Raw genomic sequence first — 21,459 nt, 5'->3', positions numbered from 1 at the left:
ATGCTTAACGCGTTGGCTCCGACACGGGACCCGTGGAAAGGGCCCCACATCCAGCATCCACCGTTTACGGCGTGGACTACCAGGGTATCTAATCCTGTTCGCTCCCCACGCTTTCGCTCCTCAGCGTCAGTAACGGCCCAGAGACCTGCCTTCGCCATTGGTGTTCCTCCCGATATCTACACATTCCACCGTTACACCGGGAATTCCAGTCTCCCCTACCGCACTCCAGCCCGCCCGTACCCGGCGCAGACCCACCGTTAAGCGATGGGCTTTCACACCGGACGCGACGAACCGCCTACGAGCCCTTTACGCCCAATAATTCCGGATAACGCTTGCACCCTACGTATTACCGCGGCTGCTGGCACGTAGTTAGCCGGTGCTTATTCCACAGGTACACTCAACGCCAAAAAACGCCTTGCTCCCTGCCAAAAGCGGTTTACAACCCGAAGGCCGTCATCCCGCACGCGGCGTCGCTGCATCAGGCTTGCGCCCATTGTGCAATATTCCCCACTGCTGCCTCCCGTAGGAGTCTGGGCCGTATCTCAGTCCCAATGTGGCCGGTCGCCCTCTCAGGCCGGCTACCCGTCGAAGCCACGGTAGGCCATCACCCCACCGTCAAGCTGATAGGACGCGACCCCATCCCATACCAGTAAAACCCTTTCCCAGAAGACCATGCGATCAACTGGAGCATCCGGCATTACCACCCGTTTCCAGGAGCTATTCCGAAGTACGGGGCAGGTCGGTCACGCATTACTCACCCGTTCGCCACTCTCACCCACCAGCAAGCTGGCAGGATCCCGTTCGACTTGCATGTGTTAAGCACGCCGCCAGCGTTCATCCTGAGCCAGAATCGAACCCTCCACAAAAAAACCTTCATGAAGAGAACCAAACAAATGACTCTCAAAAAAAGAAAAAAGACGGAACCCCTTATAAGGAAAGAGGTTCGCACAAAAACCCCGACACCATTCAAACCCCCTCGGGCACTCCGGAAAAACCGGAGCCGGCATCGGACTGGCAATCATTGACTATAAAGAAGTAAGTAGTACAACACACTCTTGAGTTCTCAAACCACCACACACAACCGAACAACCCCGGAAAACCAACCAAGAGAAGGCAACCGGACCGCTCAGCGGCAGCGAAAGAACAACTTACACCACCAACCACCACAACGCAAACCAACACCAACACAACACCCCAAAAACCCCCAAAACAAGCCAAAACACCGGCGTGTCGAAAACACACAATAACAACCCAAACAGACCACCCACCGACGCTACGCGCCACCTCCCGCCAGCGGGAGGAAACAAACGGACACCACACACCAACCACAACACCACCCACCAAACCAGCAACCGACACCCACCTCGCACCACCGGACCACCCACCGACACCCACACACCACCACGCGACAGCGGGAGGAAACACCAGCCCACCCACCAACACCACCACAACACCACGCGATACAATCCGTTCCATAGGCACGAATGCGCATGGCCGACGCGGATGAACGCGTCGGCCATGCGCAGACTGTTGGTTGGATGGGAGAGGCGGAGCGGGTTACTTGACGATCTCGCAGAATTCGAGGGTCTCGCGGTTCGGGCCGAAGACGTTGAAGTAGCGGATGCCCTTGTCCCAGAAGCTCGGAATGGACTGAATCTCATCCTCCTTGATCTCCAGACCGAGTTCCTTCGCGTTCTCCCACGCGGCCTCGATATCCGGAACGTCGAACGCCCAGTGGTTGATCGCACCGGTGGTCAGCGGGGCCGGATCACCCTCCCAGGTCTCGATGGTCAGGTGGCCGTAGCGCAGGAAGGCGCAACGGTTCTCACCGTTGTGGAACAGGCCGGCGAGTTCGAAGCCGAGCGTCTCGGTGTAGAACTTGATGGTCTCGTCCAGGTCCTTGGCGATCATGCCGGAGTGCTGGAAGTCGGTGGTGAATTCGGTCATCTTCTTGGCCATGATGATTCTCCTTTGAATGGTGATGGTTGATTCGATTGTCTCGACAGGTTCAGGATAATCCGTCATTCGGGCGGCGCGGCCGACGCCATGCCGCCCGAATGATCGATCATTGGTATTTCGTTGCCGATCAGGCCGCGATCGCAGACTCCGCCGTCTCGGTCTTCGTTTCCTTGATGCGGTGGCCCTTCTCGTCGAAGCCGGGCTGCTTCGGGTGCAGGGTGCAGGTGAGCAGCAGCGCCACCACGTACAGGGCTGCGTACGTCCAGCAGATGCCTTCGATGCCGATCGACGGCAGCAGGACCGTGGCGATGCCGGGACCGACGAACGTGGTGAGTCCCGCAGCCAGGTTGTAGGCGGAGAGTGCGGCACCCTGCTTGCCGGGGGCTTCGAGCGTCATGATGGTCGGCAGGCAGGAGAACGCGCAGGTACCGATGCCGACGATGATGGAGGCGATGATCATCATCAGCGCGTTCGCGCCGAACCACTGCGGGATGTAGTAGAAGGCGACGGAGCCGACGGCGAGCACGCCGCAACCGAACCAGCGCATCGGCCACACCCAGCCGAAGCGGTCCATGAACCAACCCCAGAAGGTGTTGAAGATCAGGGTGACGACGAACACGAAGCCCCAGATGCGCATCCACTCCTCGGTCTTGAAGATGTTGATGCCGCCGTACTTCGTGGTGCACAGGTAGAGCGGCATGATGACCGGGAAGCCGTAGAGCAGCAGGTTGTTGATGATGCGGATGATGGCGCAGATGGCGATCTTGCGGTTGGTGAACAGGATGGTGGCGCCGTCGGTGAGCTCCTTCAGCTTCTCCTTGGTGCTCAGCCCCTCACCCTTGACGACCTTGTTCTTCGGCACGAACAGGAAGCACATGATGGTGCCGACGATCGAGAACGGCAGCGCGAACCAGAAGGTCCGGTACTCACCGAAGTGCGGCATGATGAAGCTCGGCAGATACGCGCCGAACACGCCGATGCCCAGCGAGAAGCAGGTCCAGAAGAAGCCGGTGGCGGAGGCGAGACGGGCGGGGGTGATGTACTGCGCCATCAGCACGACGAACGAGTAGATGAACAGCGGGTAGCCGATGCCGCGCACCGCGTAGACGGCGAGGATGAACGGATAGATGCCGCTGGGCAAAGCGAGTCCCAGGAAGACCAGGTGAACGGCGATCCACCAGCAGGCGCCGAACATCATAACGCGGCGAGCGCCGAACATCTCGGCGAGCACACCGGCCGTCCAACCGCCGAGTGCGGCGAACAGACCGTAGACGGTGACCAGGCCGGACGCCTGCGCCGCGGTAAAGCCCTGATCGACCATGTACTTGGACAGGAAGGTGAGCTCGAAGCCGTCGCCGGTCATGAAGATGGCCACGGCGAGGAAACCGAGGAGCAGCACGCGGGGAATGCCGAACTTTTCAAAGAAGCGAATCATGGATAGTCCCTACATAAACGTCGTTGTCGAATAGGAGCCGTCTTACGGCAACAGTGTAATGGCCGCCGGGAAAAAGGGGAAAACCGGCGGCCAAGTCTGTGTGATGCGGAGCAGCGGGGCGGCGAACCACCCCACCCGGCTCCGCCAGGAGCCCCCGCCAGCGGGGGCCGAGGCGTAAGGGATCAGTGGGCGAGCTTGACGACGGCCTTGGAGACACCCTTGATCTTGCCGTCGAGGAAGTCCTGGACCTCGTCGAGTTCGAGCTCGTGGCTGATGAGCGGGTCGACGTTCATCTTGCCGGATTCCAGCAGGCTGATCGCGTCCTTGAAGGTGAGCGGGTTGATGAAGGAGCCCTGGATGGTCAGCTGCTTCTTGTAGATGTCGTAGGTGTTCATCTCGAAGTGGGCCTCCTGCGGACCGACGCCGAACATGAGCACCTGGGCACCCTTGTTGGCGGCGGCGACGGCCTGGGCCTGGGTCTGAGGCAGGCCGACGGCCTCGATGATCACGTCGTAGGCGCCTTCGGGGATGGACTCGCGGGTGGTGTTGTAGATGTTCTTCACACCAAACAGCTCCTGGTTGCGCTGCAGCTTCTCGTCGAAGATGCCGGCGAGGTCGACCTGGTGCACGCCGTAGGCCTGCACGATCTGGGCGAACAGCTGGCCCATGAAGCCGTCGCCGATGACGAGGGCCTTCTGGTACGGCTTGAGCTTGAGCAGGTCGACGCCGTGCACGGCGCAGGAGATCGGCTCGATGGCGGCGGCGTCCTTAAGAGTGACGTTGTCCGGCAGCTTGTAGACGACGGTGGCCGGGGCGGTGAACTGCTCGGCGAGACCGCCGTTGCGGGTCACGCCGACGGCGGACAGGTGGTCGCACAGCTCCGGACGCTGGGTGAGGCAGAACTCGCACTGGCCGCAGTAGATGTTCGGGTCGACGGCGACGCGATCGCCGGGCTTGACGTTGGTGACCTCGGAGCCGATGGCCTCGACGATGCCGGAGTTCTCATGGCCGAGGACGATCGGCGGTACGGCGGCGGCGGAGCCCGGACGGCCCGCATACAGGTCATGGTCGGTGCCGCACACGCCGGCGTAGGCGGTGTTGATGAGCACCTCGTTCGGCGCGATCTCGGGGGTGGGCAGGTCCTGGATCTCGAACTGCTTGACGCCGGTGAGCACGAGTGCCTTCATGATGATTCCTTTCTACACGCCTTCGACTGCGAAGGCCTTGCTTGTTGTTGTTCTTCCGTCGTCACCGACGGTGTTGAAGTTTCGTTCATCCCCGCGTTCCCTGCGAGGTGTTGATACACACTATAACTTCTTTTCCCATGTTTTGCAAATTCATTTTCTAAAACCAATTGCAATCGGCGTGTCGCCTGGAATTCCGCCAATTCCACAGACCGCGCACACAGCCGCATACGTCGCCATTCTCATGACCAACCTCACCATCGACTCCGCTGCCGCACCTGCGGCCGCACAGGAAACCACCGGCGTTCCCGGTGAAAACCAGACACGCCTACAATGGGTGTATGAGAAACCCACCACTGCATCGCTACGCCACCCGCCCCGGCTTCTACTTCACCGAGGACGGCGGCGCGGACGTCGTCGTCCGGTCCGAGACCGCCGATCAGGTGTGGCTGAGCGTCATCGAATCATTGGACGATCCGTCCGCGTTCTACCAGGACGCCATCCGACTGTTCGACGTGCCGAACGTACCGTTCGTCGATCAGATCCGCGAATTCCCCGTCTGCATGCGCATCCTCGAGGATCTCTACGTGCGCGAGACGCTGTTCCGCATGCAGGGCCCCAACTACGGCCTGTGGTACGTACACATTCCGAAGGCGTGGAGCGGCATGCGCTACGGCTTCCGCGTCGACGGCGCATGGGATCCGCGCCACGGCGTGCGCTTCAACCCGTACAAACTGCTGCTCGACCCGTACGCGAAGGGCATCGACGGGAAGATGGAACTGACGCCCGCCGCCTTCTCCTACGAATGCGAGGTGGTGGACAACCGCGTCCACGGTTCCGCGTTCGGCAACATGAGCACCGTCGATTCGCTCGGTCACATGCCGCTGTCCGTCGCCATCGACGACCGCGACAAGACCAAGCACGACGACGATCCCGATCATCCGCACATCCCGTGGAGCAAGACCGTCATCTACGAGCTGCACGTCAAGGGATTCACCGCGCAGGCGCCGTGGCTGCCCGAGGAGATGCGCGGCACCTACGCCGGTCTCGCCCACCCGACCACGCTCGCCTACCTGCAGGGGCTCGGCGTCACGTCGATCGAGCTACTGCCGATCCAGGCGAAACAGCCGGAGGTGTTCCTCCAGGAACGCGACCGCGTGAACTACTGGGGATACAACACGCTCGGATTCTTCGCCCCCGAACCCTCCTACGCCACGAAGGCCGCACAGAAGGCCGGCGCGGAGGCGGTGCGCCAGGAAGTCATCGACATGGTGCGCGCCCTGCACGAAGCGGGCTTCGAAGTCATCATGGACGTGGTCTACAACCATTCATGCGAAGGCGGCGTGGAAGGACCGACGGTCTGCTGGCGCGGACTCGACGCGATCTCCACGTACCGGCGCCAGAAGAACAACATCGGCCGCCTGGAGGACACGACCGGCTGCGGCAATACGTTCGACTTCACGAACACGCACGTCGTCACGTTCGCCATCGACTCGTTGCGCTACTGGGCGAAACGCATCGGCATCGACGGATTCCGCTTCGACCTCGGCGTCTCGCTCGCCCGCCTCAACGGCGAGTTCACCCAGCATCACCCGTTCCTGTACGCGCTGCGCGCCGACCTGCTGCTCGGCAACCTCAAACTCATCATGGAGCCGTGGGATCTGGGCAATCTCGGATGGCGCACCGGACAGTTCGCCGTGCCGTTCGCCGAGTGGAACGACCGTTTCCGCGACACGTCGCGCCAGTTCTGGCTCACCGACGTGGAGAGCGGCGGACGCGTCGGCCGTATCGGCATGCAGGAGATGGCGACGCGCCTGTGCGGATCGGCCGACCTGTTCGCCACCGATCCGGGCCGCGGCGCCGCCTCGTCGATCAACTTCGTCACCTGCCATGACGGGTTCACCCTCACCGATCTCACCCGCTACGCGAACAAGCACAACGAGGCGAACGGCGAGAACAACAACGACGGCTCGAACGTCAACCATTCCGCGAACTTCGGTACGGAAGGCGAGACCGATGACGTGACGATCGTGGCGCGACGCGAACGCGCGGCGATGAACATGCTCGGCACGCTGCTGCTCAGCCTCGGCACGCCGATGATGCTCGCCGGCGACGAATTCGGCAACTCGCAGGACGGCAACAACAACGCCTACTGTCAGGACAGCCCGATCAGCTATCTCAAATGGGATTGGCTGTACCAGCCGGAGAAAAGCTGGCATATGCACCGGTTGGAGACCGTCTCGAAACTGGTGGCGCTGCGCAAGTCGCTCGACCTGTACCATCAGGAGGGCTTCTTCACCAGGCTCACGCAGCTGGGATTGCTCAAGCCGTCGAGCCGCATCCAATGGTTCCTCCCGAACGGGACCACGCCGATGGAACGCGACTGGTTCGACCTGGGGCAGCGCAGCTTCGCGATGCAGCTGCTCGATGCGAGCGAGACCGACATCCTCATCGTCATCAACGGCGTTCCGGAGGATCGTCAGTTCCGTCTGCCCGCCGACAACGCGTGGACACCGGCATGGTGTTCGGCGGAAAGCACCGGCCATATGCCCGGTCACGGCACCACCGTCGAGAACCTCAAGCTGGAGGGGCAACAGACCGTGTGGACGGTCAGTGTGCCCGAAAGCAGCCAGATTCATAATCTGGTCGAACGGATGCAGCAGGGTGAGACCGATGGCGCCACCGCACGTCAGCTCTCCGACGCGCTCGACGCGGATATGGCCGCGATTGCCCGTGCGGAGGCGCGCGCCGCAGCCGAGAGGGCGCTGCACCGTCATGCCCCGGCGCCCCAGCAGGCGGCGCACGCCGTGGCCGCCGCGACCGGTGCGAGAGGGGCGCACGCGCAATCCTCGCAATCCGCGCAATCCGCGTCCCACTCCGCTTCGACGGGCGCGTCGTCGCCGAACGCAGCGACGCCCGAACCTCAGCAACAGTCGGAACCGCAGCACTCCTCCCCCGTCGACACCGCGGCGGAACAGGCGACGACCGGCGCCGAAACCGATACGAACGTGTGGACGTTCCCGGCACTCAGCATCACGCTGATGAAACAGTTGAGCTGATCACGGCACAGGCGGGTGGGCCGCGCAAACGGCCGACCCGCCATGGCCGTCCACCATAAAACGACGGAACCCCGCCACCGGATGAACGGTGACGGGGTTCCTTCGTTGTTGGGCAGAGCCCAAACGAATCAACGCTTGGAGAACTGCGGGGCGCGACGGGCCTTGTGGAGACCAGCCTTCTTGCGCTCGACGACGCGGGCGTCGCGAGTCAGGAAGCCGGCCTTCTTCAGCTCGGCACGGTTGGCGTCGCGGTCGATCGCGTTCAGCGCACGGGCCACGCCGAGGCGGATGGCGCCGGCCTGGCCGGTGGTGCCGCCACCGTCGACGAGGACGACGACGTCGAACTTGCCCTCGAGCTTGAGGAGCACGATCGGGGAGTTGACCTCACGCTGCAGCAGCTTGGAGGGGAAGTACTCCTCCAGGGTGCGGCCGTTGATGGTCCACTTGCCGGAGCCCGGGATCAGGCGGACACGGGCGACGGCTTCCTTGCGGCGGCCGGTGCCGTAGCCCGGCTCGATCGCGGAAGTACCGGTGCCGGCGCCGGCGTTGGTCTCGGTGGTGTAGCTGGTGAGCTCCTCTTCGGTTTCCTGAACCGCGGAGTTGTTGGTGTTTTCAGCCATGTTCTCTATCTCCCTTCGGTTCACTTAGCCTGCTGAGAAACCTGCTGGATCTCGAAGACCTGCGGGTTCTGGCCGGCGTGCGGATGCTCGGAGCCGGCGAACACGCGCAGACGACCGAGCTGCACCTTGGCAAGACGGTTCTTCGGCAGCATGCCCTTGACGGCGGAGGTGATGATGCGCTCCGGCTTGTTCTTCAGCAGCTCGGAGTACTTGTCGCGACGCAGGCCGCCGGGACGACCGGAGTGCGAGTACAGTTCCTTGCCCAGCTTGTTACCGGTCAGCGCGATCTTGTCGGCGTTGATGACGATAACGTAGTTGCCGGAATCGGCGTGGGGCGCGTAGGTCGGCTTGTTCTTGCCGCGCAGCAGGGTCGCAACCTGGGAGGCGAGACGGCCAAGCACCACGTCGGTGGCATCGACGATGTACCAGTCATGAGTCAGATCAGCTGGCTTCGGAGTGAAAGTCTTCACTGTATCTACCTTTTCACTATTGTGTTCCGGGCTTCGGCTGATCGGCGTGCGCTTGGTTAGGGCGCGCCATCCGACAAGCTTCAGACCTCTTTATCCGTGGGCTCCCTGAAAGTCCTCGATGGCGAGTGGGAAAGCGCTTTGAAGGACCCCTTAGGGAAACACAACAATCCACTAGTATATCGCCGGGCTTGACATCGGCCCGGGCGTGTCGCCGGGTACGACGGAGCCCCGCAACCATGCAGGCGCGGGGCTCCGGTCATCGCATCGGCGTACGCCGTCGTCATCCATTCATAATCGAAGAGAGACGCTGCACCGACTCACGTTCGAACAGTCCTTCGAGCGGGACCACGTCGCACTTCGCATCGGCGAGCGGGATACGCCAGTTCGGGTATTCGTTGTTGGTGCCCGGCTGGTTCTGCGCACGCTTCTCCCCCACCGCATCGGTGATGGAGGCGGCGAGCAGCTTGCACGGCGAGCCCTTGAGCGCACGGTACTGCGACTCGATGATGTCCTGCTCATGGGCCTCGCGATGGTCGGCGAAGTCCGCGTCGAGATAGTTCTCGCGCACGAGCATCTCCAGCATGGCGTTCTGCTCGTTCATCGCGGCGCGCTCGAAGTCCTCCTTGGGACCGTCGAGCAGACCGAGGCGCTCGCGCAGCTCGACATGCTCCAGTTCGAGGTAGCCGGCCGCCGGCGGCAGATCATGCGTGTTGACCGAGGCGAGCGCGTACGGACGCCAGTCGGCGGGCGCGCGGAACCGGCCGTCACGCTGCTCGAACCATTCGACCGCGCATCCGAGCAGACCGTGCTTGGACAGCGAATCGGCCACATAGTCGGGCACCACGCCCAGATCCTCGCCGACGACCACGCCGCCGGCACGGGACGCCTCAAGCGCGAGGATGCCGAGCATGGTCTCGGAGTCGTAGTGCACGTAGGCGCCGTCCACCGGCTTGCGGCCGGCCGGTACCCACCACAGGCGGAACAGGCCGAGGATGTGGTCGATGCGCACCGCGCCAGCATGGGCGAACATGTTGTGCACGAGGTTGCGGTAGGGGGCGTAGCCGGTGTTCTCCAGGGCGATCGGGCTCAGCGGCGGCTGGCTCCAATCCTGACCCTGTTGGTTGAACATGTCCGGCGGGGCGCCGACGGTCGCGCCCTTCGCGAAGTTCTCCGGATGCCACCATACTTCGGAGCCGAGCGCGTGCACGCCCACGGCCATGTCGGCCATGAGGCCGATGCGCATGCCGGCCTCGCGGGCCTCGCGCTGTGCGCGGTCGAGCTGCTCGGTGGCGATCCATTCGAGCCAGCGGTAGAAGTTGAGCGTGTCCGGGAACTGCTGCTTGAGCGCCTGAATCTCAGGGGAATCCTTGGTGTACTTCTGCTCCCAGTTGCCCAGTTCGCGGGTCGGCGCACCCCACTTGTCGTAGCACAGGCACCAGGTGGCGTAGCCTTCGAGATCGTCGCCGGCCTCCTGGCAGAAGTCGGCGAACGCCTTCTGGCGCTCCGGGGAGCGGCCGAGCTTGAAGATGATCCACAGGGCGTGCATCTTCGCGCGCCACATCGAATCGCGGTCCACGACCTGCGCGTCGCCGTTGAGCGGTTCGACGGAGGCGTGCAGCTCCTCGACCTGCGCGAGGCTCTCCTTGCCGAGCAGCTGGTACTCCTCGATAGCCTCGGGGCGGATGTACGTGAAGTTGACGAGGCCGCGGGAGATCGGCAGATACGGCGACGGCGTCAGCGGGGAGACCGGCTCGGCGGCATGCACCGGGTTGATGAGCGTGAAGTCGGCGCCCGTGTGCTTCTTCGCGTCCTTGAGCAGGTCGGCGAGATCCTGGAAATCACCCACGCCCCACGAGTTGCCGGAGCGGATGGAGTACAGCTGCGCCATCCATCCCCACAGGTGGCCGCTCTTCATCTCGTCGAGCAGTTCGACACGCGCCGGCGCGCTGATCAGCGTGGCGTCCTGCGTACGATTGCCCACCGTGACATGCAGCGTGTGATAGCCGGCCGGCAGGTCGGCGGGAATGACGACCGACGACGTGGTGATGAACCGGTCGTTGAGCACGTAGGCCTTCGAGCCGTCGCCGGGGCCGTAGGCGAGCGGCTTGCCGTAGTCCTTGCCGCCTTCGAGCGTGATGGTCGCCTTCGGCAGGTCGAACACGCCGCCGTTGACGAGCACGCGCGACTCCTCGCCGACCGTGTGCAGCACGGTCGGCGGCACGAGACGGCTGCGACGCGCGTCGCGGATGTGCTTGATGGAGCCTCGGATCGCCTCGTCCCCGGAGGCGTCGATGCCCAGCGCGGCGAGCAGATCCACCAGAACATCGTCCTCGATCTCGTGGTAGTCGTCGCTCATCCCCACATAGCTGGTTCCGATGCCCACCAGCTTGGCCAGTCGAATCAGCGGACGGGCGAGCCGCTCTGCACTTTCCGTTCTCTCAGTCATGCCTCCCAGTGTAACGCCGGTGTGGAGAAAACGCCGACACGTGGGGTTTCCGTGGACGCTGTCGTACACTACTCGCGCGCGCGACGCTTCGCGACCGCGTGACGCACTTCGGCGGATGGGTCGTCGGCGAGCTTGGCCAGCGTCTCGGGCGTGGTGTTCGGGTTAAGCGCAACCGCACGGCGCACCATCGAGGAGAGCACGGCGGGGGCCTTCGGCTCGAGTTCGGTGCCGAGCGTCGCAAGGAACGCGAGTGTGGCCGCGTCCACCTCGGGGTTCTGCGCGCCTTCGAGTCGCATCTTCCACGAGGTCTTGCCGTTGCGCAGCGCCGTGTCGCGCACTTCAGGTACCTGATCCTTGGTGAGCCGGCCGACCAGCCAGTTCTTGTCGCTTTCGTTGCCGGCGACGGCCTTGCGCACGTCAGGTTCCGGGTCGGCGGCGAGCTTGACGAGCACGTTCGGGAACGGCATCGTCTCGGCGAGGAAGATGCGGTCCTCGACCGGCGTGTGCGCGTTGCCGCCGACCGCTTCGAGCAGTGCGGTGGCGCGCGAGAACGCGGCCTGGTCGGCGCGGTCGGGCAGTTCGCGCCGCGCGAATTCGGACAGCTCGGCGGAATCCTCGCTGTGGCGCAGATGCTCGTAGGTGACGGTCAACGGCTCGAAATCGGTGTCGCTCATGCGCCCCAGCCTACCGCGGGCGTCAGTCCTGCGCGACCGCGCGGTTCACCACGTCGATCGGCTCCGGCGTGACGGTCGCGTTGAACGTCTCGCGCACGAGGTCCTCGAATCGCGGCGCGTCGTCGACCGGCAGCGACGCGACGAGCGTCACGTCGGCCGCGTACGTCTCGTCGGACTGCGTGCCGTGCACGGAGGCGAGGATCTGCTGGAACCGTTTGAGCTGCGGGTACTGCAATGCGACGAGGTAGCGCCGGCACGGCACGATCGCCGCCTGCCGCGCCGCCTTCACGGCGATCGACGCGCCGGTCGAATACGCGCGGATGAGTCCGCCGGAACCGAGCAGGATGCCGCCGAAATACCGCGTCACGGCGACCACGCAGTCCGTGAGATCGTTCGCGCGGATCACGTCGAGGATCGGCTTGCCGGCGGTGCCGGACGGCTCGCCGTCGTCGCTCATGCGTTCCGCCACGCGGCCGTCGGCGCCGCCGCAGACGGCCGCGTAGGCGACGTGGCGGGATTTCGGATGTTGTTCGCGGATTCGCTCGACGAAGGCGAGCGCCTCGTCGAGCGTCGCGACGTGCGCGGCGTCGCCGATGAACTCGGATTTCTTCTCGACGAACGCGTCGTGCGCGGGCTGGTCGGTAGGGTCGAGGATCGTCCGCATCACGCCTCGCGATCGTGCTCGGAGACGATGACGTTCACGTCGCGGCCGTCGAGGTAGGCGAGCGTGGCATCCGCCATCTGCCGGGTGAGGTCGGCGAACGCGCCGTCGGTGCGCCACGCGACGTGCGGTGTGAGGATCACGTTGTCCATCGCGCGCAACGGGTCGTCGGCGGGCAGCGGCTCCTTGTCGAACACGTCGAGCGCCGCGTGGACGTCGCCGCGCGCGAGTCTCGCCGCGAGCGCGCCGGGCGCGATGACCTCGGCGCGCGCCGTGTTGACGAACAATGCGCCGGGCTTGAGGCGCGCGAGATGGTCGGCGGTGATGATGCCGCGCGTCACGCCGTCGATGAGCGGCAGGTGGACGGTGACGACATCCGAGGCGGCGATGAGCGCGCCGAGGTCGTCGACCGGCGTGACGCCGTAGCGCGTGAACCGGTCGACCGGCGTGTGACCGGTCCACCATGCGGACACGTCCATATCGAGCGCCCGCGCGATCCGCGCGACGGCGCCGCCGATGCCGCCGAGGCCGATGATGCCGAGACGGCGGCCGGCGAGCTGCATGCCGTCCGCGAACGGACCGGACCAGCCGCCCGCCTTGATGCCCGCGTCGAGCGCGCCGACGTGCCGCGTGAGCTCGAACAAGAGCGCGAACGTGTGCTCGGCCACGGCGGCGTCACCGTAGTGGACGGCGTTGCAGATGCGCATGCCGAGGTCGCGGGCGAGCGCCAGATCGATGTAGCTGGCGACGCCGGTGCCGGAGAACACGATGCACTTGAGCCCGTTCGCGCTGAGGCGCCGCAGCAGCGCGTCGGAGATGTGCGGGCCGCCGTTGAGCATGATGCTCGCGCCGGCCGTGCGCTCGGCGATCAGGTCCTCGTCCTCGGTGAAGTCGCCGTACATGCGCACGCGGGCGACGTCGTGCAGACGCTCCAATTGCGCGGAGAGCGGCGCGATCATCGAGGCGAGCACGGCGGGCATGACGACGAGCGGCAGGTCGGTGCGTTCCGGCTGCGTGTCGAGGATGATCGGCGATGGCGTATGCGGCGTGGACGGCGATGCGGTGGATGGCGTGGTGGATGACGTGTGCGGCATGGTCATGGAGCCTACCTTAGCGCGGGCGGCACGGTCGCGACGTCACTGGTTCGCCTGTTTCGCCTGTTGCTCGGCGGTGATGTTCCATTCGCGCACGACGTTCGGATCGGCGCCCATCTTGTAGATCACGTCGGAGATGCGCTGGCGCTGTTTCGCGTCCTCCGCGTCGTTCCAGCAGGTGCCGTCCGGATGGTCGGAGGAGATCGGACACCACACGTACTGGCCCTGGCGCATGTTCGCGGTGGGCAGCCAGTCGATGCGGTTCACGCGCCACGACCCTTTGACGCCCTTCTTGCCGGCGAACTGGATGCGCGCCGTCATGCCCTGGTTGTTCACCTCGTTGCCGGGGATGTACGAGGTGACGGTGACCGCGTTGCCGGTGCCGTAGATGATCCACGTGTTGTTGTAGTGCTCGATCGGCTGCACGCAATGGCATCCGGCGCCGTAGATCACGTCGAACGCGCCCGTGTCCGCCAGCTCATGCGCCTCGGACACCTGCCAGGAATCCGCGTCGTCGAGATACTCCTGCACCGAGTGCATGGAGATGGCGACCACGTCGGCCCCCTCCTCGCGCGCCTTGTTCGCCTTGTCGACCGCGCGCTGGATGTCGGAATCATGATGCGGGTCGCCGCTCTCGCGCAGACGGTCCACCTGCCAGTCCTGGTCGGCGGTCATGCCGTTGAGCGACACGGTGCCGGTGACGAGGCCCAGCTTGCCGCCGCCGGTCGGCGAATCGATGACGAGCGGTTTGACGGAATCCGCCTCGGTCTTGTACGAGCCGGTCTGCGCGATGCCCTCCGATTCGAGCGTGTCCCACAGGCGGGCGATGCCGTCCGCGCCCTGATCCCACGAATGGTTGGTCGCGTGCGTGCACGCGTTGTAGCCGACATGCTTGGCGGCGTCCGCCACCTCAGGCGGGATGTTGAAGATCGGGTAGGCGGAGTAGGGGCCGCCGCGCGGGGCGATCGGCGTCTCGAACTCGCAGACGGCGATGTCGGAGGCCTGGATGTACTTCTTCATCGGTGCGAACAACGGGTCGAAGTTGAACGCGGTGCCGTCGGTGGCGGCCGTGTTCGAGCCGGCGAAATGCTCCCACAGACCCTCATGGAACAGCAGGTCGCCGTTGACGAGCATCGAGATGCAGTCCGTGTCCGGGCAGTCCGGGGAGTTGCCGTGATGCTCGGCGACGGGTTTGGGGGCGGTCTTCGTCTTGTCGAGCGCGGAACCATCGGCGGTGGCCGCGGTGCCAGTGCCGTTCGCGCCCGCGCCGAAACCAAGCCTGCCCGTGGATGCCGCCCACGCGCCCACGCCGAGCGCGATCGCCAGCAATGCGACCAGTGCGACGATTCCCGCGATCAGCGTGCGCGACGGACCCCTCGACGCGGCCGTACTCGCCGATGCGTGACGGCCCTCCCCGTTGATGTGCTTCATGGCCTGTGGCCTCCCTGTCTTCCCTGTGCTTTGCTTTTGCGCCTGCTGTTGCGCCTGCACTTGCACTTGTTCTTGCCCTTGCCTTCGAGGATACCGCCGAGGTATGTTGTCGCGCCGTTTTGTTTCATGGGCCGGGTGTCGCGAAAACGCTTGGACTAAAATGACCCGCAGGAGACGGACGGACAACGGCGTACCTCCGGCTCCGTCTATGTGACATGCACTGCGATGTCTGGGCATGGCGACGGTGCCGGAGGAAGATTCCCCGGACCATCGAGGAGCTACTGCATCGGCCGCACACGACACGCGGCGTCGTATGCGGTATCACACGTATATTGGGGGATTTTGCGAATACGGCGGGTCATATCCGGGGAATGGTGTATAGTTTCATGCTGTTGTGTTCATGGCACAATGTGGAGTGATGCCTGAGTGGCCGAAAGGGGCACCCTGCTAAGGTGTTAGCTGCTTTGAGCGGCTCGGGGGTTCGAATCCCCCTCACTCCGCGATACAGGGATTCACGGGTTCACGTGAATCCCTTTTTTCATGCCGAAAACGGCGGCATTGCAACGGTTCCGGGCCGTTGGCGCGCTCGCCGGCCGTTCGCGCGATGGTGCGTAACGGCGCGTGGATATGGGGCGCGTTAGGTGGTAAATAGGGTGGTAATGGGGTACACAGTGGGGTAACGGAATCGGCCTATAGGAACCAAACGTGGTGTTGTCTTAGACCTGTTAGAATGATCGGCTTTCGTATGACGGGATCGTCATACGGGTACGGCTATCTCCACCACACCCCAACGGCACACCTCCTCTGCCTAAACGCGTACGGTATCGACGGTATTTTTCCCGGCTGTCGTCACGAACGTACGCTGAGTAATCGTCAGTGTACGTTCGTGACGGTGAAGACGATTAATACCGTCAGGAACGTACGCCCACGAAGGGTTTCGCGGGGATATGGGTACTTTTGTGGTGTTTTAGATTCCGTTTCACGGTGTCGCCGCGCTCGCCGACCATTCTCGTGCGTTGGTGCGTATCGGCGCGTGGATATGGGGGGTGGGGGCGTTGGGCGGTAATCAAGGTGGCAATGGGGTAGGGTACAAACCGGTAAGGAGACCGGTACGTTCCCGACCGGATTCATTGTTACCGGTTAACCGGCTCTTCATCCTTGACACGTAGGGCGCCTCATTGCCCATTACCCAGCTCCTGCCGGCGGGAGCTGCCGGACGAAAGTCCGGCTGAGGGTGGCCCCACCACGAAGTCGGGCACGGAGGCGGGCAAGAACGACGAAACCTCCGGATTCCAGTGGCTATTGGCCACCCATATGCGTCGTTTGCGTGCCATCATTGGCACAAAACCGATGCTGATGACAGCCCTAACGTCGGCTCCGCACCGAGGTTGGCGCAGAAACGACGCTGACAGCCGCCCCAACGTCAGCTCCACGCCACCGCTGGCACAGAAACGACGCTGACGGCCAACTTAGCGTCGGTTCCGTGCCATGGTTGGCACGCATACGATGCCAACACAGCCCTCCGAGTCGTTTCCACGCCGAATACGGCACGGAAACGACGCATTTGGCGCGGAACCGACGACGAAACCCATGCCGGGCGTCCCCGAAACCGTCACCCCCCCCCATGCGATGACCAGCGGAACTCGGTACGGTGCACATCAGAACAGGGCCGCCCCCGCAATCAATTGGAACGTCCGCGTTCGCGCCTGTCGGAGGTGCGCATCAACACAGAACCGGCCCCGCAAACAATATGCGCAATAACACCACACGCAACAACACCGCAAACGGTTTGCCCCTTCCTCCACGACACGCCGATAATCACGCTTCACCCGATGGCGACGCCCCGGGGCGTGGCAGCCCGGCCCGCCACGCACGACCGTAGAATGGCGGTATGAGCACCGCACCGAGACTGGCCGCCGCGAAACGCGATTGGGGGCATGACGAGACCGGATGCACGGTGCTGCACATCGACATGGACGCGTTCTACGCCTCGCTTGAGGTGGCGCGGCACCCGGAGCTCACAGGCAGGCCGGTGATCATCGGCACGGGGCCGCGTTCCGTGGTGTCCGCGGCCAGCTATGAGGCCCGCCGCTACGGCATCAATTCGGCGATGCCGTCCGCCCGTGCGCGGCAATTGTGCCCGGATGGCGTGTTCCTGCCCGTGGACATGCGCTACTACCGTGCGGTGTCGCGCCGGATCATGACCGAGGTGTTCCACGCCGTGACCGACCGGGTCGAGCAGGTGTCGGTGGACGAGGGCTACATGGATGTCTCCGGCGCGCTGCTCGCATGGAAACGCCCGACGGCGATCGGCGCATGGATCCGTGCCGAAGTGGAGCGCTGCTTCCACGTGACCTGTTCGGTGGGCGTCGCGGCGAACAAGCTCGTCGCGAAGATGGCGTCGACGAACGCGAAACCGAACGGCATGCTGCTCATCCCCGCCGCCCGGTCCGCCCAATTCGTGCAGATGATGCCGTTGCGCGGCATCCCCGGCATCGGCCCGTCGTTGGAAAAACGGCTCAACGCGTGGGGTGTGGGGTCGGTGGCCGATCTGGCGGCGATGAGTCCGCAGGCGCTGGAGCAGGCGACCGGATCGGCCGCAGCGGCACGCGGATTGTGGCGGGCGGCGCGCGGCATCGACGAGCGCCCGGTCACGCCGGTGCGTGAGGAGAAGTCGGTCGGCTCGGAGGAGACGCTGCTCAAGGACACCACCGATCAGCGTGTCGTGTGCCGTCTGTTGCGCGAGGCGTGCGACGAGGTGGCGGGCACGTTGCGACGCAAGGGGTTCGTGGCGCGCACGGTGACGGTGAAGCTGCGGTTCGCCGATTTGAGCTACCGGACGAAGTCGCGGACGCTGGAACGCCCGGTGGACACGGCGGGCGCATTGTATCCGACGTGCGTGCGACTGCTGCACGAAATGCTGGGGATGACCGGCGACGGCACGCGGAGCGACGGCGTCTCCCCCGACGTGCCGCTGCCGAAGCTCATCCGGTTGGCGGGGATGAGCGCGAGCGGGTTGGAGGCCGCCGCCACGACCGCCGTGCAGCCGTCATTGGACGACATGATCGAGGAGGCGACGAGCGCCGACGCGAGCACCGCCTCGGACCGGCGGCGCCGCGCCGAAAGCGCGTTGGATGAGGTGCGTCGGAAGTTCGGGAAAGGCGCGGCGCGGTTCGGCGCGTGAAAAACCGGAGGGGCCGAGCGATATCAGGCGGCGAGGCGGGCGCAGGCGGCTTCGATCGCCTCGTCGGTGGCGGTGGCGGAGATGCGCAGATAGGCGGGGGCTCCGTAGAATTCGCCGGGGCTGGCGATGATGCCGAGCTTCGCGAGATCGGCCATATCCGTCCAGCAGTCGCCGGACTTGGCCTTCACCCACACGTAGAGCGCGCCGTCGGGCATCGCCGCGTCGTACCCGTACGCGCGCAGCGCGGCGACGAGCTTCGACAGGCGCGTGCGGTAGCGCTGCCATTGCACGCGCACCGCTTCGACGTCGCGCAGGCCCGCGGCCATCGCGGCCTGGACGGGTCCGGGGATGATCTCGCCGATCTGCTTGCGGTACTCGGCCATCTCGGTGACGAGACGGTAGTCGCCGGCGATGAGCGCGGTGCGGTAGCCGGCCATATTGCTCTGCTTGGACAGCGAGTACAGCACGAGGATACCGTCGGCGCTGCCCTCGCACACCTGCGGGCTCAGCGCGCACGGCGTGGCGGAAAGGCTGAACGCGTCCGCCGAGGCGGGCTCGTTGGAGTCGGCGGCCCCACGGCTCGAACGCCAGTCCATCAGCGCATAACATTCGTCGGACAGGACGACCGCGCCGATCGCGCGCGCCGCCGCGACGATGCCGGCGAGCCAGTCGGCGCCGAGCACGTCGCCGGACGGATTGCACGGCGAGTTCACCCACACGGCCTTCACGCCCGGCACGTTTCTCCACGAGTCCACGTCGGCGACGTCGTCGACCTTGAGCACGGTCGCGCCGGCCAGCTGCGTGCCGATCTCGTACGTCGGATAGGAGACCTTCGGCTGGACGACCACGTCGCCCGGGCCGAGGTGCAGCAGCGACGCCATCAGCGCGACGCCCTCCTTCGATCCGACGGTGGGCACGACGGCCGCGTTGACGGCCTTCAGGTCCACGCCGCGCAGGTGCCGGAACCAGCCGTCGATCGCGTCGCGCAGGTCGCGCGTGCCGATGGTCGCCGGATAGCCGTGCGCGTTCGCCGCGTCCGATGCGGCGGCGAGCGCGTCGCGCACGCTGGCGGGCACCGGGTCGACCGGCGAGCCGACGGACAGGTCGATCATGCCGCCGTCGACCGACTTCGCGGTGGTCTTGTAGCCGGCGATGCGCGACCAGTCGTACGGCGAGGAGTAGGTGTGGAAGCCCATACCGCGGTTCAGTCCTGATTCTGCGGGGGCAGGGCGGCGACCTGCGCCGGGTCCTTGCCGATCGGGCCGTGTGCGGAGGCGCCGCCGAAATCGCCGACCTCGGCGAAGAAGTTGGCGGCGGCGTCCTTGTACCAGGCCCACTCCTCCGGCAGGTCATCCTCGTAGAAGATGGCCTCGGTGGGGCACACCGGCTCGCACGCGCCGCAGTCGACGCACTCGTTCGGGTTGATGTACAGGGAGCGATCGCCCTCGTAGATGCAGTCGACCGGGCACTCGTCCACGCAGGCCTTGTCCTTCACGTCCACGCAAGGCTGGGCAACAACGTACGGCATGGGATTCTCCTTAGAACACGTTCCTGACGAATCTAAGCGTCCAGTCTAGGAGCGTGCGGGGACGGTTGACACCCTGTCAGGACGCCGCGTATGGAAAAGCCGGCGGCTCCCCGCACGGGGAACCGCCGGCACGGCGTGACGCGACCGGGGCGTCTCCGTCAGTCGGTGTTGATGGCCTTGTCGGTCTCCTCGGACAGCGTCTCGGTGAGTGCGCCCTTGCCGAGGCGGGCGTGCCAGTAGCCGTAGCCGAAGTAGATCGCGAAGCCGATGACCAGCCACACGACGAAACGCAGCCAGGTGAGCACGGACAGGTTGAGCATCAGCCACAGGTTGGCGACGGCGATGAGGATCGGCACCCACGGGTTGCCTGGCATCTTGAACGCGCGCGGCAGTTCGGGGCGGCGGGCGCGCATGATCGGGATGGAGATCGCGACCAGCGTGAACGCGGACAGCGTGCCGATGTTCACCATGTCGGCGAGCACGCCGATGTCGAAGCAGGCGGCGACGAGCGCGACGACCACGCCGACGCCGATCTGCAGCGCGACCGGGGTGCCGTGTTTGCCGGTCTTGGACAGGCCGCGCGGCAGCAGGCCGTCGCGGCTCATCGCGAACACGATGCGCGTCAGTCCCAGCAGCAGCACCATGACCACGGTGGCGAGGCCCAACACGATGCCGAAGCTGATGATCTTCGCCGCCCAGTTCGCGCCGACCAGCTCGAACGCGGTGGCGAGCGACGGGCTGTCCTGCTTGGCGAGCTCCTTGTAGGAGACCATGCCGGTGGTGACGAACGCGACGAGCATGTACATCACGATGATGAGGCCCATGCCGACGCCGATGCCGAGCGGCACGTTCCTGTGCGGGTTCACGGTCTCCTCGGAGGCGGTGGCGACCACGTCGAAGCCGAGGAACGCGAAGAACACGAGCGCCGCGCCGGACAGGATGCCGGGCACGCCGTACACGCTCGGCACCATGCCGGTCGCCCACTGCCACAGCGGCTGGTTGAGCACGTCGGCGGCGACGGAGCTGCCGGGCAGGGAGTCGGCGGGCTGGCTCGGCGGGATGAACGGCGTGAAGTTCGACATCTTCACGTAGAAGAATCCGACGACCACGACGAACAGGACGATCGCGATCTTGAGGACGGTCATCGCGCCGTCGACGCGGGCGCCGATCTTCGTGCCGAACACGAGCAGCGTGGTGAAGAACGCGACGATGATGATCGGCGCGATGTCGATGTGGAACGAGCCGAACGTGAGGTTCGTGTCGACGCCCCAGCCCATGAGGTGGAAGAAGTCGTCGAGGTAGACGCCCCAGTATTTGGAGATCACCGAGCCGGCCATCATCATCTCGAGGATGAGGTCCCAGCCGATGATCCACGCGACGACCTCGCCGACGGTGGTGTACGTGAACGTGTACGCGGAGCCGGCCACCGGGATCATCGAGGCGAATTCGGCGTAGCACATGACGGCCGCGCCGCACACGACGCCGGCGATGAGGAAGCTGATGATGACGGCCGGACCGGCGTGGAAGGCGGCGGCCTGCGCGCCCACGGAGAAGATGCCGGCGCCGACGGCGACGGCGACGCCCATGATGGACAGATCCCACCATGTGAGGTTGCGTTTGAGCGTGCGACCCTCTTCGCCGGTCTCGGCGATGGTCTGCTCGACGGATTTCGTTCGGAATATCTGCATGGTGCTGGGACCTTCTTGTCTCTCCG

Annotated in this window: 15 protein-coding genes, 1 tRNA gene and 1 rRNA gene; 3 read left to right on the top strand and 14 right to left on the bottom strand. The window is 64.9% G+C overall.

Going from position 1 to position 21,459, the window contains the following annotated elements:
• From BSTEL_RS03525 to BSTEL_RS03510, 4 genes are all read right to left on the bottom strand, one after another.
• A 16S ribosomal RNA gene (locus BSTEL_RS03525) occupies positions 1–866 on the bottom strand; the annotation flags it as partial.
• 691 nt (positions 867–1,557) lie between these two features.
• On the bottom strand, positions 1,558–1,959 hold the full coding sequence (locus BSTEL_RS03520) for a VOC family protein (protein ID WP_034527195.1): 402 nt from the start codon (positions 1,957–1,959) through the stop codon (positions 1,558–1,560).
• A 127-nt stretch (positions 1,960–2,086) separates the two neighbouring features.
• Positions 2,087–3,394, bottom strand: coding sequence for an MFS transporter (locus BSTEL_RS03515; RefSeq protein ID WP_034527192.1), 1,308 nt, complete (start codon positions 3,392–3,394; stop codon positions 2,087–2,089).
• Positions 3,395–3,576: 182 nt separating this feature from the next.
• A complete protein-coding gene (locus BSTEL_RS03510; RefSeq protein WP_034527189.1) occupies positions 3,577–4,581 on the bottom strand; it encodes a zinc-dependent alcohol dehydrogenase family protein in 1,005 nt (334 codons plus the stop codon).
• Positions 4,582–4,919: 338 nt separating this feature from the next.
• Here BSTEL_RS03510 and glgX point away from each other — a divergent pair, with 338 nt between their 5' ends.
• Positions 4,920–7,637: a glycogen debranching protein GlgX gene (glgX, locus tag BSTEL_RS03505; RefSeq protein WP_051922820.1), complete on the top strand. Its 2,718-nt coding sequence runs from the start codon at positions 4,920–4,922 to the stop codon at positions 7,635–7,637.
• A 128-nt stretch (positions 7,638–7,765) separates the two neighbouring features.
• Here the strand turns inward: glgX and rpsI are convergent, their stop codons facing one another.
• The 7 genes from rpsI to BSTEL_RS03470 all read right to left on the bottom strand — a co-directional run bounded on the left by rpsI (position 7,766) and on the right by BSTEL_RS03470 (position 15,033).
• Positions 7,766–8,257, bottom strand: a complete 492-nt coding sequence (gene rpsI, locus BSTEL_RS03500) for a 30S ribosomal protein S9 (RefSeq protein WP_034527187.1) — start codon at positions 8,255–8,257, stop codon at positions 7,766–7,768.
• Between the two features lie 20 nt (positions 8,258–8,277).
• Positions 8,278–8,727 carry a 50S ribosomal protein L13 gene (gene rplM / locus BSTEL_RS03495; RefSeq protein WP_034527184.1) on the bottom strand — a complete coding sequence of 150 codons (450 nt, stop codon included), beginning with the start codon at positions 8,725–8,727 and terminating at the stop codon, positions 8,278–8,280.
• Positions 8,728–9,007: 280 nt separating this feature from the next.
• Positions 9,008–11,173, bottom strand: coding sequence for a 4-alpha-glucanotransferase (malQ, locus tag BSTEL_RS03490; RefSeq protein WP_034527181.1), 2,166 nt, complete (start codon positions 11,171–11,173; stop codon positions 9,008–9,010).
• Between the two features lie 68 nt (positions 11,174–11,241).
• A complete protein-coding gene (locus BSTEL_RS03485) occupies positions 11,242–11,856 on the bottom strand; it encodes an AbrB family transcriptional regulator (RefSeq protein ID WP_051922819.1) in 615 nt (204 codons plus the stop codon).
• A gap of 13 nt (positions 11,857–11,869) precedes the next feature.
• Positions 11,870–12,511, bottom strand: a complete 642-nt coding sequence (locus BSTEL_RS03480) for an IMPACT family protein (RefSeq protein ID WP_034527177.1) — start codon at positions 12,509–12,511, stop codon at positions 11,870–11,872.
• Positions 12,511–13,488 (bottom strand): NAD(P)-dependent oxidoreductase, encoded by a 978-nt coding sequence (locus BSTEL_RS03475; protein WP_051922822.1) that lies wholly within the window; start codon positions 13,486–13,488, stop codon positions 12,511–12,513. The genes BSTEL_RS03480 and BSTEL_RS03475 overlap by 1 nt, the downstream gene beginning before the upstream one ends.
• A 156-nt stretch (positions 13,489–13,644) precedes the next feature.
• Complete coding sequence (locus tag BSTEL_RS03470; RefSeq protein ID WP_034527175.1) at positions 13,645–15,033, bottom strand: CapA family protein; 1,389 nt, start codon at positions 15,031–15,033, stop codon at positions 13,645–13,647.
• Between the two features lie 412 nt (positions 15,034–15,445).
• Between BSTEL_RS03470 and BSTEL_RS03465 the strand changes: the two genes are divergently transcribed.
• Both BSTEL_RS03465 and dinB read left to right on the top strand, forming a co-directional pair.
• Positions 15,446–15,533, top strand: a tRNA-Ser gene (locus tag BSTEL_RS03465).
• 1,391 nt (positions 15,534–16,924) lie between these two features.
• On the top strand, positions 16,925–18,217 hold the full coding sequence (gene dinB, locus BSTEL_RS03460; RefSeq protein WP_034527173.1) for a DNA polymerase IV: 1,293 nt from the start codon (positions 16,925–16,927) through the stop codon (positions 18,215–18,217).
• Positions 18,218–18,240: 23 nt separating this feature from the next.
• Here dinB and dapC read toward each other — a convergent pair whose 3' ends face one another.
• The 3 genes from dapC to BSTEL_RS03445 form a co-directional block, all read right to left on the bottom strand.
• Positions 18,241–19,413: a succinyldiaminopimelate transaminase gene (dapC, locus tag BSTEL_RS03455; RefSeq protein ID WP_034527171.1), complete on the bottom strand. Its 1,173-nt coding sequence runs from the start codon at positions 19,411–19,413 to the stop codon at positions 18,241–18,243.
• Positions 19,414–19,421: 8 nt separating this feature from the next.
• A complete protein-coding gene (gene fdxA, locus BSTEL_RS03450; protein WP_034527169.1) occupies positions 19,422–19,745 on the bottom strand; it encodes a ferredoxin in 324 nt (107 codons plus the stop codon).
• Between the two features lie 158 nt (positions 19,746–19,903).
• Positions 19,904–21,433 carry an amino acid permease gene (locus tag BSTEL_RS03445; protein WP_034527166.1) on the bottom strand — a complete coding sequence of 510 codons (1,530 nt, stop codon included), beginning with the start codon at positions 21,431–21,433 and terminating at the stop codon, positions 19,904–19,906.
• Between the last annotated feature and the right edge of the window lie 26 nt (positions 21,434–21,459).

The sequence above is a fragment of the Bifidobacterium stellenboschense genome (assembly GCF_000741785.1).
GTDB lineage: Bacteria > Actinomycetota > Actinomycetes > Actinomycetales > Bifidobacteriaceae > Bifidobacterium > Bifidobacterium stellenboschense.
The sequence above is the reverse complement of the archived record's forward strand: the minus strand, read 5'-3'. Positions and strand labels throughout refer to the sequence as shown.